Source organism: Spirochaetota bacterium (genome assembly GCA_040756435.1).
Classification (GTDB): Bacteria; Spirochaetota; UBA4802; order UBA4802; family UB4802; genus UBA4802.
Genome location: JBFLZD010000019.1, coordinates 1 through 17596, shown reverse-complemented (window position 1 = coordinate 17596; position 17596 = coordinate 1). Strand labels below are relative to the sequence as shown.

Annotated in this window: 16 protein-coding genes and 2 pseudogenes; 3 read left to right on the top strand and 15 right to left on the bottom strand. The window is 34.9% G+C overall.

The window, feature by feature from the left end; all coding sequences use genetic code 11:
* Window positions 1-108: 108 nt before the first annotated feature.
* Window positions 109-999: a WG repeat-containing protein gene (locus AB1444_07110; protein MEW6526414.1), complete on the bottom strand. Its 891-nt coding sequence runs from the start codon at window positions 997-999 to the stop codon at window positions 109-111.
* A gap of 300 nt (window positions 1000-1299) precedes the next feature.
* Between AB1444_07110 and AB1444_07105 the strand changes: the two genes are divergently transcribed.
* Window positions 1300-1443 (top strand): hypothetical protein, encoded by a 144-nt coding sequence (locus AB1444_07105; protein MEW6526413.1) that lies wholly within the window; start codon window positions 1300-1302, stop codon window positions 1441-1443.
* A gap of 26 nt (window positions 1444-1469) precedes the next feature.
* Complete coding sequence (locus tag AB1444_07100) at window positions 1470-1652, top strand: transposase (protein MEW6526412.1); 183 nt, start codon at window positions 1470-1472, stop codon at window positions 1650-1652.
* A 248-nt stretch (window positions 1653-1900) separates the two neighbouring features.
* Here the strand turns inward: AB1444_07100 and AB1444_07095 are convergent, their stop codons facing one another.
* From AB1444_07095 to AB1444_07030, 14 genes and pseudogenes are all read right to left on the bottom strand, one after another.
* Window positions 1901-3001: a hypothetical protein gene (locus AB1444_07095; protein MEW6526411.1), complete on the bottom strand. Its 1101-nt coding sequence runs from the start codon at window positions 2999-3001 to the stop codon at window positions 1901-1903.
* 21 nt (window positions 3002-3022) lie between these two features.
* Window positions 3023-4216 (bottom strand): hypothetical protein, encoded by a 1194-nt coding sequence (locus AB1444_07090; GenBank protein ID MEW6526410.1) that lies wholly within the window; start codon window positions 4214-4216, stop codon window positions 3023-3025.
* 171 nt (window positions 4217-4387) lie between these two features.
* Window positions 4388-4999, bottom strand: a complete 612-nt coding sequence (locus tag AB1444_07085; GenBank protein MEW6526409.1) for a hypothetical protein — start codon at window positions 4997-4999, stop codon at window positions 4388-4390.
* A 118-nt stretch (window positions 5000-5117) separates the two neighbouring features.
* Complete coding sequence (locus tag AB1444_07080; GenBank protein ID MEW6526408.1) at window positions 5118-5762, bottom strand: ATP-dependent Clp protease proteolytic subunit; 645 nt, start codon at window positions 5760-5762, stop codon at window positions 5118-5120.
* 202 nt (window positions 5763-5964) lie between these two features.
* Window positions 5965-6258, bottom strand: a complete 294-nt coding sequence (locus AB1444_07075; protein MEW6526407.1) for an isoprenylcysteine carboxylmethyltransferase family protein — start codon at window positions 6256-6258, stop codon at window positions 5965-5967.
* Window positions 6259-6261: 3 nt separating this feature from the next.
* Entirely contained in the window at window positions 6262-6615 is a 354-nt protein-coding gene (locus tag AB1444_07070) for a hypothetical protein (protein MEW6526406.1), read from the bottom strand.
* Between the two features lie 156 nt (window positions 6616-6771).
* Window positions 6772-9816: pseudogene (locus AB1444_07065) on the bottom strand (AAA domain-containing protein).
* A gap of 605 nt (window positions 9817-10421) precedes the next feature.
* The gene (locus AB1444_07060; protein ID MEW6526405.1) at window positions 10422-11075 is read right to left on the bottom strand and encodes a hemolysin III family protein; all 654 of its coding nucleotides are present in this window, start codon (window positions 11073-11075) and stop codon (window positions 10422-10424) included.
* 77 nt (window positions 11076-11152) lie between these two features.
* Window positions 11153-11644, bottom strand: coding sequence for a DUF6036 family nucleotidyltransferase (locus tag AB1444_07055; protein MEW6526404.1), 492 nt, complete (start codon window positions 11642-11644; stop codon window positions 11153-11155).
* Complete coding sequence (locus tag AB1444_07050; protein MEW6526403.1) at window positions 11629-11832, bottom strand: hypothetical protein; 204 nt, start codon at window positions 11830-11832, stop codon at window positions 11629-11631. Before AB1444_07050 ends, AB1444_07055 begins: the two co-directional genes overlap by 16 nt.
* Window positions 11829-12959: a GNAT family N-acetyltransferase gene (locus AB1444_07045; protein ID MEW6526402.1), complete on the bottom strand. Its 1131-nt coding sequence runs from the start codon at window positions 12957-12959 to the stop codon at window positions 11829-11831. The genes AB1444_07050 and AB1444_07045 overlap by 4 nt, the downstream gene beginning before the upstream one ends.
* Window positions 12960-13227: 268 nt before the next feature.
* Window positions 13228-13809: pseudogene (locus AB1444_07040) on the bottom strand (uracil-DNA glycosylase).
* Window positions 13809-14816: a patatin-like phospholipase family protein gene (locus AB1444_07035; GenBank protein ID MEW6526401.1), complete on the bottom strand. Its 1008-nt coding sequence runs from the start codon at window positions 14814-14816 to the stop codon at window positions 13809-13811. The pseudogene AB1444_07040 and the gene AB1444_07035 overlap by 1 nt, the downstream one beginning before the upstream one ends.
* 637 nt (window positions 14817-15453) lie before the next feature.
* The gene (locus tag AB1444_07030; protein ID MEW6526400.1) at window positions 15454-15612 is read right to left on the bottom strand and encodes a hypothetical protein; all 159 of its coding nucleotides are present in this window, start codon (window positions 15610-15612) and stop codon (window positions 15454-15456) included.
* A 210-nt stretch (window positions 15613-15822) separates the two neighbouring features.
* On the opposite strand from AB1444_07030, the gene ilvD reads away from it, so the two are divergent.
* On the top strand, window positions 15823-17484 hold the full coding sequence (ilvD, locus tag AB1444_07025; GenBank protein ID MEW6526399.1) for a dihydroxy-acid dehydratase: 1662 nt from the start codon (window positions 15823-15825) through the stop codon (window positions 17482-17484).
* The last annotated feature ends 112 nt before the right edge of the window (window positions 17485-17596 follow it).

Sequence of the window (17596 nt, the reverse complement as noted above, 5' to 3'; positions counted from 1 at the left end):
AGGTGGCAACAAAACAAACTGTCAACGATAAATATTTTTTGCTTTTTTGTTACTCTAAATCTTTACGTAATCTTACTCTTTAGCTTAAACCATGCTTTTCTACTCTCCTTACTTCTTCTCTTCCCTATAAGCATACACCTTTATCCCAGCTTTTATATCCTTAATGGAACCACTCACTACATTGCATTGTATAACTGTCATCATGGGAAAGTTTGCACGCATAATGATCATATTTTCGCCTGAATACAAACACAGCTTCTGGCCCAAATTCACCTGTTTATTTATATCCTTCAATGCTACAATGACTGTTTTACCTTCTATGGACTCCACTGTCCCTATCAGCATTCCTGCAGCTTCAAAGCTTTTTTCGATTTCACCTGCACGTAATGGATTCTTAATATAACCCCATTTGCCTCCCTGTTGCACACGAGCCACTCCTTCATGGAAATTCCACGCATCATCAAACTGCGGCACGGCTATCCACTTGCCGTCCCTGTCTATATAGCCATATTTGCCATCTTGTTTCACACAAGCCAATCCTTCACTGAAATCCTCCGCATAATCAAACTGTGGCTTGATTAGCCATTTGCCTTTTTTGTCTATAAATCCCCATTTGCCTCCTTGTTGCACAGCAGCCATATTTTCAAAAAAAATCGACGCATCATCAAACTGCGGCTTGGCTATCCACTTGCCTTTCCTGTCTATATAGCCCCATTTGCCTCCTTGTTGAACACGAGCCAATCCTTCGTAGAAACCCTCCGCATTATCAAACTGCGGCTTGGCTATCCACTTGCCTTTCTCGTCTATATAGCCATATGCAACGCCATACTTTACAAGTGCCACTCCCTCGTGGAAATTCCACGCCTCATCAAATTGTGGCTCAGCTATCCATTGTACATCTTCTTTTTCTTGCCCAAGCATCGGTTGCAGGGTTAAATATAGAAATAGAATCATAAATAACACAATACTTGTTACTTTAATTTCTCTTGTTACTTTCATTTATAAACCTCATACGAAAAATAAATCATTTCATTTATTCGCTATAATAATTCTCTAACTTTTATTTATTAAAACGCTCTATCTTTTACCACATCCAAAGGCAGTAGTAATACAAATTATTTTTTATCACCCAATACTTCTTTGTAATCTTTCTTCTTTTACTCATGTACACTAATGTAATCTTACCATCTATCTTAAATGTAGCTGTCAAATTAACCCCATCTTTACAGGTGAACAGAACTATGCATATATTCCGTATGTAATGTAAAGTAAAAAACGTACATACGGAGGGAAACAACTATGGAAAAACCATCTACAGCACACCACAGTAAGCGCACGTATTGGGAAGGGCACGTAACACAGTACAACGCAAGTGGTATGTCTAAAGTTTCACTGGAAATAGAGAATTTTTATAGGAAAAATATAGAGAGTAAATTCCTGTAGTAAATAATAAAAAGCAGGAGAAAATCATGGGAAAAGTAAAGAACAGCTACAGTCCAGAAGACAAGGCAAGAGTAGTACTTGAAGGATTACAGTATCTGGATGGAATAGCAAAATACTGTCGAAGCAAAGGGATACGGGACACGTTATTTTACAAGTGGAAAAATCAGCTTGAAAAGAATGCAAAATTAGTTTTTAGTCCGCAAACTTGAGATCGATAGGGTCCATAGTGGATATCACTTCATCTTCTACAGACCTCAAATACTCAAGTGTTGGCGAATCTGCTGGACCAAGAAAAAGGATTTTCATACTACACCTCCTCGGAAAATGTCACCTAACGGTTCGCGGCTATACGTAGTGCGGGTTTTGAAATGCTTAATTTTCAATTTAGCACACACTATTATTACATCCAAAATATCCATATACTTAGCATTTTCGCTCGCATTACGTATAGCCGTTGTTATGGGCTTTTTATAATTACTACATTAATTAATATTTCAAATAAATAAGAAATTTCGTTTATCAAATCTAAATTTTCATCCTTTATTTCTCTATAATTGTGTATTATGATATTTCTCATATCATAAATTAAATCTCCTAAATGCTCATTCTCTTCAATGTTGAAATTTCTTAAAAAATCTTTAATCGTCCGTTTCAAGTCTGTATTTACTTGTTTTTCAAAATCAGTTTGAAGCTTTATTTTATCAATAATTTTCCTAATATTTTTCCTTTCACTTCTAATCTCATTTATTTTTTCTAAAAAATTATTTTTGGTAATTTCATTATTATTATATTTTGTCAATAATTGATCAAATTCTGATGAAAAGTTTTCTGTTATTAAATATTCAATTATTTGATATAAAAGGTGAAATCTAATCAAATGGTGATCTAATGTTTTTAAGTAGTTACAGTATAATTTTTTTACGAAATCTAATTTTAAAATATTGTTATTTGTTTTTTTGATGTAAAGTTTTGTCTTATTACGATATGTTTCAACAATAAGATTATTAGGATATTTAACAACTAGTTTATTATTGTTTTTTTCAAAGTATCCATAAATTGCAAGACAAGGATAATAAGAATGTATATTAAATTCACCTTCACTTATTTTGTCTTTTGATAAAATACAAATTATAGTATCATCTCCATAAATATGACTTAATGACAAAGATTTATTGATCTCATTAATATTTACTCTATATTCAAAACTATTTGATAAAAGGATCTTATAGACAACCAGTTTATACATGTTTAAATGTATATTTCTGTCAAAATCATTCTCATTGCTTTCCAAAATGGAAATAGGGAAAATCCAGCCGATTCGCTCATCCTTATCCTTATCATAAAGTTGAAAAGCATCATTTTCAGCATTTAGATGATTATTTTCAAATAAAAATACTGAATAATCTTCTGGTTTGTATTCTTCCTCTTCAGTTACAAGCTTTGGAATGTATGAGATATTGATATAATAATCATTTTCGTCATTGGACAATGAAAAAATTTTTTCTTCCTTATCAAACGTACAATTACTTAACAATATATTGTCGTAATATATAGCCATTCTACTGTGTCCTTATTAAATCTACTGCGTCTTTCTTAAATATGTATTAAATGCTTCTTCAATTGCTTTATCAAGGTTTAAAAATGCCTCTCCTTTTTTATCAAATAATTCCCTAAACAAAAAATGGAAAAACATACGTTGGTCATTCCCAATTTTTTTAGCTGTTGTTCTTATTTTATCTAATTTTAAAATTAAACTATTAAGAGTTTCTTGGGGGTTAGAAATATTAATATTTTTTATTAATTCATAAATATCTGATAAATAATTTATTAAATTAAAATCAACTAACTTACCTATTGCTGAGCCAAATCCTGTCATTACTTGCGGTTTTGTAAATATTTTCTGTGCATTTTTCCCGAATGGTTGTCCAGATAAAGGACTCTCTTTGAAATCATTTTCATTGTACTCCCATTTATTTGATTTTTCTATCAAAATTTTAACAAGGTTATGATATATCAATAAATAGTCCTTGAATAAATCTCTGTCTTGATTTTCTTTTGATAATTTTTCTAATGTTTTAATATTTTCCAGAACATCATTTCGATCAATAGTCAAATAATCTCTATCAATATATGAATTAAATCCCTCTATAATATCCTTAAATTTATATTCACCAAATTTTTGGGGTGTAGTGTCTTCTGCTTCTAAAAGCAATTTTATCCCTTCAATATTAGTGTTTAAGTAGTCAGAATAAAGGATTTCTATTTGGTGCCTTAAAGACATTGGTGTTTGCCCCGTATTAAGAGTTAGCATTCTGTATAAAATACCAAGCTTGTCAATCCCAAAATAAATCTCAATTCTAATAAGATGTTTTTTTACTTTTTCTAAAGTATCTTGATCACCTTTACTTTTTAATTCGGAAAATAGATCTTTGATTGTATAAGTCCTTTGCAGTCCATCCAGGATAATTAAAGATTCAATGTTTTCTATTATAACATTTGCTAACTCTTTTTCCGCATATTTATTTATTTCTTCTTCTGTAATTTTTTTATCTTGCTTTGATAGTGCCAAAACAATGGGAGGAATAATACAACCAACCATTAAATCTTGTTTTAATAAACTATATACTGTTGAAGACGATTTTACTCTTCGTCTTTGAAATTGATTTTTCTTGAATATTTTGTCTGCAATCGCAAGATAATCATTTAAATTAATCTCGAATAAAAGATTAAATGCTTTCACTTTTTTGTCATACAATTTGTGTATTAGATTCATAATTATTCCTTTTTATATTAATATTCTTAAAATTGCCCATAACGTTCTGCGAGTTCAAGAAGTTGCCGAAGGCAATTTGGGCGTAGTGAAACGAATCCTTTTAGCCGCTGTTAGGCGATCCGAAGGGCGAGCCACGATAGTGGCGAAGCATTTTGCTTGGCGGTTCATTTTCTAAATCCATCCTTGTGTATATTTCGAGTAATTATATTCATCTATTAACTTGATAAGTGTTTTATCTGAGCGATTACTGTAGTTTTTAACTTCATGCGCGATGGCTTTTGTTTTCTTGCAAAATGAGACATATCTTTCCGCAGGATTCTCATTATAGTAGTACCCGTAGGCTCGTGCTATTTTATCGTCCCAAAGAGGAAAGAACTTAGGGGCTAAGAGATGTAGAGCTTTAGCCACTGCCACAGGGCTTTTTCTCCCCTGATTTTTCCCCGAATCAATTTGCAAGGCTACAAGAAACTTATTGAATAAATCCTTTATATCCTCTTCATCGGAATTTGATAAACTAGAAATATCTCTGTTTCTGAAGTTTTCAATCTTTCGGAAATTCACTTTTATGCATTCTTCCAGTTTATCGAAATCGAAAATTCCATATCTATAAAATGCCTGATTCCATGTTAACAACAATACACCTAATCCATCTGCCATATCCGAAGGCTTGCCCCAAAAATGAGATACGAGGAAAGTTGCTACTTTGTACATAGAATCACGCTTCTCATGTTTTTCAAATTCCTCGCAGCCTTTAAGAAATCCCTCACGGTTTGGAATGTTCATATTATTTATACCTCCTTTCATCTATTTAAATTCCGTCAAGCAAAATGTCGCCTAACGTTCCGCGGCTATGCGCCGTTTTAATGGTGTATAGCCGCTGTTATACGCTGTGCCCATTTTATTAAAAAGTACCAATATCTAAATCTTGAGACCTCGTAAATGCCTGCATTGGCGGTATTGTTATACCAAATGGAATGCCTTGAGGCATTTGCTGAACATTCTCGACAATTACACTGAGGTCAGCATCAATAGGAAAGAGTTGAGATTGAATTTCATGAACTAATCCATAGTCTTTTGCTTCGTTAGGATTTAAAGTAGTTCTGTTATTCATATCTTCTTCAACTTTGTGGGTTGGTTTTTGTGTTGTATCTGCTATAATTCTTGCGATGTTTTGTTGGTCAATCTTTAAGCTCTTTAAATGTTCTTCAATCTGTTTCTCATCAAAACTTGCATTACCTGAAAAATTAAATCTAACGCCATGAATTAAAAATCGTGCATGAGGAACAGAAATCCTTTTTCTACCCGAGCAAAATATAACAACGCCAATTGAATCAACGCTTCCAAAATTATATGTCCATACTTCGATAGGTGCACCTTTTAAAAAGTTGTATAATGAAATACCATGAAAAACTGACCCACCAGGCGATGAAATTAGTAAATTCAACTTTTCATATTTTTGACTAATCTTGTTATCGATAATTCTAAATAATTGATCGGTGGTTTGAGGCATTACAGGTGCCATAAATCTGATAAAACATTCTTTCATAATCTACTCCTCCTAATTTTAATGGGCATTGCATATAACGTTTCCGGGGCAGGCGACGTTGCGCCCGCTTTTGGGGCGCAATGTGGCGAAGCCCGAGGAGCGCAGCGACGAAACGCTTACCCCGTTTTGTGCGCAGTACGGTGCTCATTGAGTAGGTCTGCCGAAGGCCAAGGAGGGCGTAGGCAGATTCACACAATAAATTTTACCAAATAAATGGATAAATTCTTTTTCGATTTTTAGAAAATTCTTCATAGCCTTCTATTGTTTTCAATGTTTTTTCTTCAATGATAATTCTAAGAATAATCGATGGAATTAATAATACGATTAATATTGCTAAAGTTACAAAATTAAAATAAAAAATAGTAATACCAATATGAGCTGTTATCATTCCAGTGTAAGCAGGATGCCTTATAAATTTATATGGTCCAGTATCTATGATTTTATGACCATCTATTTTTCTGACAATATGTGAATAAAATTCTCCTAATGTATGTATTGCTCATATCCGGTATAAAATGCCAAATAAAAAAATAATAAGACCAATAATATGGTATATCCCAGGCCTTTGCCATATAGAATTAAACCATAAAGCAGATAAAATAGTTAAAGCATGACTAAAGCCATAAAATTCACGTGTACCATAATCTGAAACAACAATTTCTTGCTTAACATCGTTATGGGATACCTTAACTTCATAAATCATCCAAAGCAAATAGAGAACAACAATTATTACATCATAGTTAGTAAATGAATTAATCCAAATCTTATTTGAATAAAATATTTTAAAATAAGCTAAAATACTTATTCCTATAAAAAGTGAAGTTGATAATAAATATGATAAATATTTTTTCAATTTAGTTTTCCTTTTTCTTCCAGCCGGCATTCCATAAAGTATAGCGCCGTATTGCGGACAACGGCTTCAGCATAAAAGAAGTTTTTGCGAAGCAAAAATTTGGGTGAGTGCCATCAGGCACGAACATTTTATGCTGTGTTAGATGAAGTGCCGCGCTCATAGATTTTCCAATATTTTCCCAATTACATTATTGATTTGAGACAAAACTTTATGATTAGTAAATCGTAAAACTTGCCAACCTTCTTCTGTTAAAAATTCGTCTCTTTCAACATCTTCTAACACTGGAAGACCTTCGATAATTTCATGTTGGTACCCATCACACTCAATATCAATTTTTTTCTTACCTACAAGTGCAAAATCAAGAGTATATCTTTTAACCACTAACTTTGGAATCAATTTATATCCAAGTTTACCAAAGTCTATTTCTTGTAGTTTTTGAAAGAGAAATCTTTCAGTTGGCGAATCAAACTTTTCAAATAGAGTATACTCCTCGGTTTTTTCCTGCTTTTTAACCTCATCATAGGTTTCAACCAATCGTTTTAATATACCACTTCGCCTGTAACAAAATTTTTTGTCCCCTACGATATATAAAAGATATTTCGCTCGGGATAATGCTACATTTAAAATCTGAGGATAGATGTTATACCATCTGTCACTATTTCCATTTCCACGAGATGCCAGGACTAAAGAAAATATCATTATATCTTTTTCAGAGCCCTGAAATTTATGAGCAGTGAGGATTTTTACATTATGTTGCTCAAGAAGTTCCGCTGGGGTTGACTTGGAAATCATTTCGTGTATTGAATCCTGTTGGCGGGAGTATGGAGTTACAACACCTATACTTAGATCCGTCCCCTAAATTTTCTGTAATACATCTTGAAAAACTTTATTTACTAAATTAACCTCAATTTGATTTATTCTACTCCCTGCAGGATGTTTATAGACTTCGCCCTCGCAATTAATCCAGTGAACACCTAATGGTAAACTGCTGGGGTATCGAGAAAAGTCAAGAGTAGTCAATATTTTCAAACGCCCCTCGTAAAAAACTTTATTACATAATGCAATAATTTGATCTTCTGACCGATAGTGGTTGGTTAAAAGAATAGGTTTATGATTTAGTGAATTTTCTGCAGATTTATAAATGGAAACATCGCAATATCTTATCTTGGAAGGATAAATATCTTTCTTTTCTGTTAGACCATGTATTTTAGCCAATCCCTTATCTATATCTCGAGTTAAACCAGCAACATGTGTAAGTTGCATAGGATCACCAACAACAATGGCTCTTTTTGCTCGATAAAGAGCCGGTGCTGCTGAAGGGAGATCTACTTGTGAAGCCTCATCAAAAATTACATAATCAAAAATGCCAGCGCTCAAAGGGAAGGTTCTTCTGATTGACTTTAGAGTAGATGCCCAAATCTTCAAAACATCTAAAGCGTTTATAAACGAATAACTCTCAATACTATCATCATTTAGTCGGTGAGAGTCTACCTGATGCAGAAAGGACTTTACCTTTCCAATATTTTCACCTCTACCAAGCATTTTTTGAATATAAGTGTCCTTGATAAACCTTGTTGAAGCGATATAAAAATTCTTTTCCAGTCTTCTTATTTCTTGTTCAATTACCATTCGTGGTTTAAAAGTTTCTAGTTTCCGTCTAATTGTTTCAAGTTCGAAAAAGCATTTTAATAGTTCAAGATACTCCGTCAGTTTTAACCATCCCTGATCATCCCAATTGCTAATTGGAACTGGTTGATGAGAATTTTGAAGGATAACAAGGGTCCTTATCGGCAAGATAGAATTTAATTTACCAAACAATTTTTCTTTTTTACTTTCAATATATTGTGGAAGAATGAAAAGTATAATACTCTCCCATAAAGAAAATTGTTTACCATCTAATTTGTTTTTAAGATTCTCTAACTTACCTTTAACAAGTTTCAGTTTCTCTAACTTGGGTGATAATTCCTTAAATGATTGTTCTAAATTAGAATCTTCACATTCATAAAAAAGAACCTTTCTATCTCTATAAACCAAATAACTACTCTCAAATTTTTGTTCAAGTTTATCAAGTTCCTGAAGTTTATTTCGATGTTCCAAAATTGTTTTCCACATAGATTGTATTTGATCCAGGGATTCCTCTTTTAATGGTGTCTTTGAAGATGCCAATATTAGTTCATTGAATCTTCCTTGAAGTTCTTGTCGAAATTCCTTTTTTCCTGTTCGGAAAATCAAATTTCTAAATTGCTCATTTATTTTTTGATTGACAACATCAACTGCTTCATTGGTATGACTGACAAAAAGAACTGATTTCCCATCAAGAAATAAGTTGACCAACAGATTTGAAATGAATTGGCTTTTACCAGTGCCGGGTGGGCCTGTAATGACAGATAATTTATTTTGGAATATGTCTTGTAAAGCTTTTACTTGATACTCATTCGAGGGAAAAGGAAGAACTGGTATCTTCTCAACTCCTTTAACCTGAGGGACATTTTCAAGGATAAATGAAAGAGCCGTTTTATCTAAGTCATTTCTGTTTTTTAACTCAAGTAAATCCTGAAGTAGATGGATGTTGTAAACAGTATTTTCACCGGCGAACACTAAACTTTTGTTGTACAATCCTGGTGAGTTATTTTTTGAAAATTTTATTGAATTAGTTAGTTTATAAGGATCAATAGATTCTCTAATGGGTAATTCAGTCTCTTTCTGGATAACTTCTAAACATTTTTTTACTAATTCTTCACTACTTGAGAGAGTGCTTCTAAATAATATTTCTAAAGATTCACTTATATCGGCAATATCCTCGGTACGGAATCCAAGCTTAGTAAATGCTTGAATTCCACAAGTAGGATTTTGTTCATCTTTTTGTAAATATAATTCCCAGCCTTCCCTAATGAATTTCACCTTAATTATGAAAAGAGGTGCAATCAGGTATTTTTTTGAGTCATTATCAAAATAAAATAGAACAGGATATCCATAATAAGATTCATAGCCTTGCGTCGTAATATATTCTGAGAAAGTTGTTAATCTTTCATCTCCAGAGACTAAAATAATATTTTCTTTTCTATCAAAAACAAATGGATCATTATCAAAAGGATAAAGAACTGCTTTGCTCCTGACGTATATAGAAATGTCTTTCTCTAAAATATCTTCATACTTGATGCAATCATACCAATAGGCAATAATTTTGTTTAATTGCTCCATAGTTGTTTCAATTTCTTTAAAACTCTTGGCATTTCATCTAACTCGTTCATATCTACAATACGGATATCATTCCATTTTTGGAGAGTATAGACGCATTGCAGATATACACATTGCCTGTGCACCTGTAATAATCGACGTAATATAATATTTGCGGATAAAAAACATTCTGTTTGAACATTCGGTTTGAAGAAAGATACAAGCTTTTTAATTCCCGTCAAGCCTTTTTTGGTTTGCGACTTTAAGTTTGAGGCGAGAGAAAATATTAAACATCATAACGTAATAAAAATGCGACGCACCATCAGGACCTTTGGCTTCCTTGCAAAATATGCGCTCAAGTTCCTCTCTGAATATATCCCACGGTATTATTTCGTTTAATCGCTCAAGATGTCCCCCTTTCCTGATATTCAAAAAGCGATCTTTGTCGTTTTTTTCGTTTTTGTCATCACCAATACCTCACTGTATTAATATTTTAATGCAGCAATAATACATCTTATATTTTTTCAAGTCTTTTTGAGTTTTTAGAGGTGGCCGGTATATTCAACATTCCCCACTATTTACAACGTAAAAATTGTTATTCACAAAATTATAAATTGTCCAAACGCTACTCAATACGGCAGCACATAGAAAAGTATTCCAAAGAAATGTGTGACTGTACCAGCCAGAACAAAAAGATGCCATAGAGGATGGTTAAACGGCAATTTGTTTTCTAACAAAAAAACTATCGCACCTAATGAATAGCACAATCCTCCAATGACAAGCCACATTATTCCCATCAAAGGTATAGATGAAATCATCTTTTTAAAAGCAATAACTATAATCCATCCCATTGCTAAGTACACCACAGTAGAAAGTTTATCCCCACCTGTACCCAATGATGATTTTATAATAATCCCTATAATTGCAAGCCCCCATACTAATCCAAACAGTGTCCATCCCCAGGGACCGCGCATGTTAACCAGCACAAATGGCGTATATGTACCCGCTATTAACATAAAAATCGATGAATGGTCAACAATCTGAAATATCTTTTTCAATGTTATATTCTTTATTGAATGATAGATAGTTGAAGCGCTGTAAAGAATGACAATAGAAGCACCATATACAGAAAATGATACAATCTTCCAGGGATCGCCTTTCATTGAAGCAAAAACAACCAGGATAGAAAGACCCGCAATACCTAAAGCAATCCCAACCCCATGGGTTATCACATTTGCAATTTCTTCACGTCTTGTCTGGCCACTTATAGGATTACGTTTCATAGACAGTATGTATGATTACAGAGAATATTATTTTTGTTTTTTCATGTTTTCATAGATAGCAATAAAATCTTTATCAACTATTTGCCCAACCCTTTTAACCAATGCTTTATATATGCATCATCTATTTTTTGCTTTGCAATGATAATTTTTACATCTTCAATATCCCTTTCTCTTCCCGCAAATATTTTTTGAATTATAACGTCTTCAGCTGAAGCATACCATATTGCTACGTCATCAGATATAACTTTTTTTGCCCTTTTTATTGCATTGTGTTCATACTCAGTAAAAGAAAAAATAAAATCAATTCGTACGTTATTAGTTCCTAAAACAGGCAATACCATAGTTTCTTTCACAAAGCTCACAATATCATCAGGTAAAATCTTCAAATGTAATTGTTTTACAATAGCAAGAATATCATCTAATCTATCAATATCAACACCTAACGTTATATCAATATCGCGCGTAAGGCACGGCTCACCATACAGCAATACAGCCTGTCCATTAACTAGCATGTATGGGATTTCTTTTTCATTTAATACGTTACAAATTCTTTTTATTTCTTTAAACAATTCAGTATCCTTGCAACATTAATATCAACTTCAATGCCCTCCCACGGATCTTTAGGCGGAAGCACCCCCAGGCTCATTCCTAATTCCCACATGCCATCAAGTAATTTTAGGGATTCATCATAGCTTAAGGGGTGCTTCTTAATAAAATCTTTTTCAAACTCCTGTAATAGCTTTGTGTTTTTAATCATATCTTCTTTTCATATATACGATATGTCTTATAAATCTCTGCTTTTAAAGGCTTTAAGGCTCCAATCATCTTATAGTTAGTTTCCACAATTAATGAGCAGTCAGACTCAACATATCCCAAGCGTATACCATTTTCTATTGTGTATAGATAAAACACATCATCTATTTTCTGACCACGGTACTCGGGCAGTACACCCATGATAATTGTACGTATCTTTTTAACTTTCTTTATTGAGCGCAATGCTTTAATCAAACGCCATGGATAAAGGTGACCATTTAAAATCTTGAGCGCCGGATTCATATCAGGAAGCGATACAATAAACCCAACTGTCTTACCATCCTTTTCAGCAAACACAATAAGTTCAGGTACAGCAACTAACTTCAATTCATCAACAAGCATATCAAACTGTTTCTGCGTTAAATCCAGATGTCCCCAGTTACCATCCCATGCTCTATTAAATATCTCATGAATCTCTTTAGCACGCTTTTTTAATTCTTTTGGGCTATAGTATATATATTTTACATCCTGCGTCTTCATGATGTTTTCGCGCACGTCTTTTAAATATGGTTTATAATCATCAATTTTTTTCACTAAAAAACAATGCCAGTCAATGCATTTGGTATAGCCACACGCTTCTGCATGATTTTTGTAATACGGTGCAAAGTGGAAAAGCCCTACCACCGGCATGATATCCTCACCCAGCACTTCAAAGCCAACCGAGTCATAAATGGAAAAACTCTGGGGCCCTTCAACACGCGTTTTTCCTTTTTTCTTTAACCACTCTTCAGCAGCAGCAAACGAAGCCCGTGCAACATCTAAATCATCAATAGCTTCATAAAATCCAAAAAAGCCTGTTTCTTTGTTGTATTTTTCTTCATACATTCTGTTAGTATGAGCGGTGATTCTACCAACAGGCACACCATCCTTATACGCTAAAAAATATGCAACTTCACCAATTTCGTAAAAGTAGCCAGTCTTTGGATTAAAAAGCTTTTTTTGATCAGCAATGATGGGTGGCACCCACGCCGGGTCATTTTCATAAATCTTTGTGGTCCACGGAAGCATGATAAACTGCTTCATCATCTTTTTGTTTGTAATGTCAATTTCTTTTACCTCTATTGTTGCCATATTACTACCCCCACAAAAGTTTAAAATTAAAAAACAGTATATATAATACATTGATGATTTGCACTCTGCTATCATCAATTATAAAAAGCATTATATGGGCGATAGTCACCGCAATCTCTGGCTGCCCAAATATCAAAACATTTTAAAACAAACTGCCCTGAACCTCATCATCACGTTTTTCATCACCAGCAACGTTTATACTGATATCCAGGGTTACTCCTGATTTTCCAAAAATATCTTCAAACGTGATTTCACCATTAAGATATGAAATAACTTTTTTGATGTCTTCCCACATAAGCCTTTTGATTGGGCTGGTATCACCACCATTTCGTAAAATATATGAAGGATGAAACGTGGGCATGACAGGAATATTATTATACAGGTGCCACACACCATGCACCTTTGTAATCCCTTCTTTTGGATTTACTAAAAATTTTGTAGAAGGATTGCCCAATGTAACGATTACTTTTGGATGAATAATTTCTATTTGCCGTTTTAAAAATGGTCCACAGGCTGCTACTTCTTCATCATCGGGTGGGCGGTCACGTTTTAACTCCAGATTTACCGTTGGCCTGCATTTAACCACATTGGCAATATATACATCGCTGCGTTTCAGTTTCATCCCCTTTTCAATGACAGCAGTCAAAAGTTGTCCTGCTTTCCCAACAAATGGTCTGCCCTGAGCATCTTCATCTTTGCCGGGACCTTCGCCAATAAACATAACGCTGGCTTCAGGATTACCCTCACCAAAGACAATGGTACTACGTGTTGCGTGAAGTTTGCAGCGTGTACAATTCCCAATAGTAGTATTGCGTAAATCTTCTAACAATTGTTCCTTGCTTTGTGCCATCATATCCACCGCAACACCTTACGTTTTATTTCCTTCTCAACTCTTAAACAAGCTGTATAACCTTCATTTAATAGAAAATCAACTTTTGTAAAATCCAGTGTCCCTATGTGGACAAGGTCAGGTTCAATCAGCACATCAGGTTTATTATACGTGATCATGAGCGTTGTGTTCATATATTCCATAATGTCAATTGTTCCGGCTACTATCTCAAAGATATTGGGCATACTATCTTCATGTATCTTTTTGTCACTTTCAATCTTTATGCCAAGCCACTTTTTAACGTGCGTCAACCAGCCCTTTGCCTGAGTAACTACTGTTGTTGTATCAATGGCTTCTGTATCCATGTGTTCAATAATATCATTTGATGAATTTTCACTTATAGACTTAGCAGGCGGTTTGGCAATTGCAGGAGCTATCGCCCGCTTAATCTTAATTGTTGGATGGAGATTAACAGCTATGGTAATGCCAGCACCCATCTGCTTAACCACATCAACAGGTAATGGATTACTGACTCCACCATCTATAAGCACCGTATCCATATATTTAACCGGAACAAAAATTCCCGGTATTGAGATACTTGCTCGTATGGCATCAAGAACATTCCCTTTTCTAAAAACTACAGGTTTACCACTATAAAAGTCAGTAGCAACAATGGCAATAGGCAGCTTTAAATCTTCAATATCAACACTTTTAGGAATAAATTTTGCAAGCAAATCCATTGCACGCCGGCCCTGTACTAGTCCAGTTTTTGGGAACACAGGATCAAAGTATGCAAACAGATCATTGCTTTTTACTGATTTTAAAAACGAAGTGAATTCAGATAATGCTCCATATGCATACAACGAACCAATGACAGCACCAATGCTTGAACCAGCAATCATGGAAACTGGGATTTCTTTTTTTGCACAATAATCAAGCACGGCAATGTGCGCTACTCCTTTAGCTCCACCGCTACCAAGTGCAAGACCTACTTTTGTGTTTTTAAATATCTTTAATGGATTAAACATACTAATTTTCAAATACCGCCATTTATCAGTAAATCAACTTGTACAAAAAAATATTCATAATTTATACCCCTGCAGCTCAAAGTAGGGATACAGTATCATTCATACAATGATCTTAAGCAAGAATTGTTTTCCAATTTTTAGATTTTTTGATAAAACCCCAAATTTTTCTTTTTGTCAAGAGGATTTTATTAATTACATTTTTCATAAAATTTAATTTACAATTTGAACGTACCAATCTATTAATACATATGCTGTTATTCATTTAAGTTAGTAGTTCTTAACAGCCATATAAGGTCAGTGAATTTTTTTAAAAATGTAACGATAATGTCATCTTGATGAACGCTTTTTACACTGTCATTTCGATGAACGCAGTTAATTTTGTCATTACGAAGGAGCGAAGCTCATTTCGTCATTTCGAAGGAGCGAAGCGACTGAGAAATCTTACAGTACAGAGCAAAGATTTCTCGCTACGCTCGAAATGACAGAAAGGGCTGCTCGAAATGACAATGTATTGTAAAGATTCCGGGTCAAGCCCGGAATGACAGCTATGCAACAAGTCATCCTGAACTTGATTCAGGATCTCTATGATGAGGATTGCGATACCGGATCAAGCCCGGAATGACAGCTTTGCAACAAGTCATCCTGAACATGATTCAGGATCTACATTGGTAAGAACACGAGATTCCGGATCAAGCCTGGAATGACAGCTTTGCATCATGTCATCCTGAACTTGATTCAGGATCTCTATTGATGAGGATTGCGATTCCGGGTCAGGCCCGGAATGACAGCTTTGCATCATGTCATCCTGAACTTGATTCAGGATCTACATTGGTAAGAACACGATATTCCGGATCAAGCCCGGAATGACAGTAATACTCTGTCATTTCGAAGGAGCGAAGCGACTGAGAAATCTTACAGTCTAAAAGCAAGGATTTTTCATCTCGATAAAATCGGGATTCAAAATATCACTAATTATAATTTCAATTTTTTTTAGGAGGAATTCGTTATGATCAGCGATCGCGTTAAGAAAGGTATTGAGAAAGCCCCACATCGTTCATTGTTTAAAGCGTTGGGATTGAATGATGATGAATTAGCAAAACCATTAATTGGCGTTGTTAACTCATTTAATGAGATAATTCCGGGACATATACATTTACGCAATATTGTAGACGCAGTTAAAAAAGGAGTTATTGCTGCTGGCGGTACACCCATTGAATTTCCAACAATTGGCGTGTGCGACGGCATTGCCATGAACCATATTGGTATGAAATACTCGTTAGGTTCGCGTGAACTTATTGCCGACTCAATTGAAATTATGGCAAAAGGCCATGCGTTTGATGGGCTCGTCATGGTAACCAATTGTGATAAAATTGTCCCCGGTATGATTATTGCAGCAGTTAAAATTGATATACCTACAATAATTATTTCTGGTGGACCAATGCTTCCCGGGATGTATAAAGGCAAGCCCATTGCAGTTGATAATGTATTTGAAGCAGTTGGCAAAGCTGCAAAGGGAATTATCTCAAAAGAAGAATTATATGAAATAGAATGTGCAGCATGCCCCGGTGCAGGCTCCTGTGCAGGACTTTTCACTGCTAATTCCATGAACTGCCTGACCGAAGCGTTGGGACTTGCTCTTCCTTATAATGGCACAATACCGGCAGTTTTTGCAGAACGCATACGCCTTGCCAAGGAAAGCGGAAAGAAGATAATTGAACTTGTTAAAAAGCAGATCACTCCCCGCAAGATAGTAACTAAAAAAGCCATTGAAAATGCACTTTCCGTTGATATGGCAATAGGGGGCTCTTCAAACACCGCCCTGCATATTCCGGCAATAGCTCATTATGCAGGAATTCCAATACGACTAAAAGACATTCAGCCAATATCCCAGCGTACACCTCATTTATGCAGCATTGCACCATCCGGACCGCACCACATGATTGACCTGCATTATGCTGGTGGTATCCCGGCTCTTATGAATGAACTTCTTAAACATGGGCTTATACATGGCAACTGTATGACAGTAACTGGCAAATCAATAGCACAGAATGTAAAAGATAAAACGATATTGGATACCTCTGTCATACGATTGGTGAACAAACCCGTGCACAAAGATGGTGGCCTTGCAGTACTTACCGGCAACCTGGCACCAGATGGCTGTATAGTGAAACAGGCTGCTGTTGACCCATCAATGTTAAAACACAGTGGGCCTGCAAAAGTATTTGATTCTGAAGAAGAAGCAGTTAAAGCCATCATGGGAAATCAGATCCAAAAAGGTGATGTGATAGTGATCCGCTACGAAGGGCCACGGGGAGGTCCCGGAATGCGTGAGATGCTTACACCAACATCAGTAATTGCTGGCATGGGGATGGATAAAGAAGTTGCTCTAATCACCGATGGAAGATTTTCTGGAGCAACACGTGGTTCATCAATTGGGCATATTTCACCAGAGGCTGCTGCAGGTGGTCCACTTGCCATTGTCAAAGATGGCGATATCATAGAAATAGATATCCCCGCCAAAAAACTTACATTAAAAGTAGATGATAATGAAATAAAAGCACGGCTTGCAAAATGGAAAGCACCAAAACCAAAGATTACTACCGGTTACATGTATCGCTATAGCCTCATGGTATCATCTGCCGATCGTGGTGCTGTATTTGAAAGTTAATCTCCATATAAGGTACGCAGGGGCGTATCGCTTAACGCCCCTACGTATACATAACATTCCTTTCTTATAAAAAAACTTCTTTACATTATCTTTATAAATTATAAAATAGTGT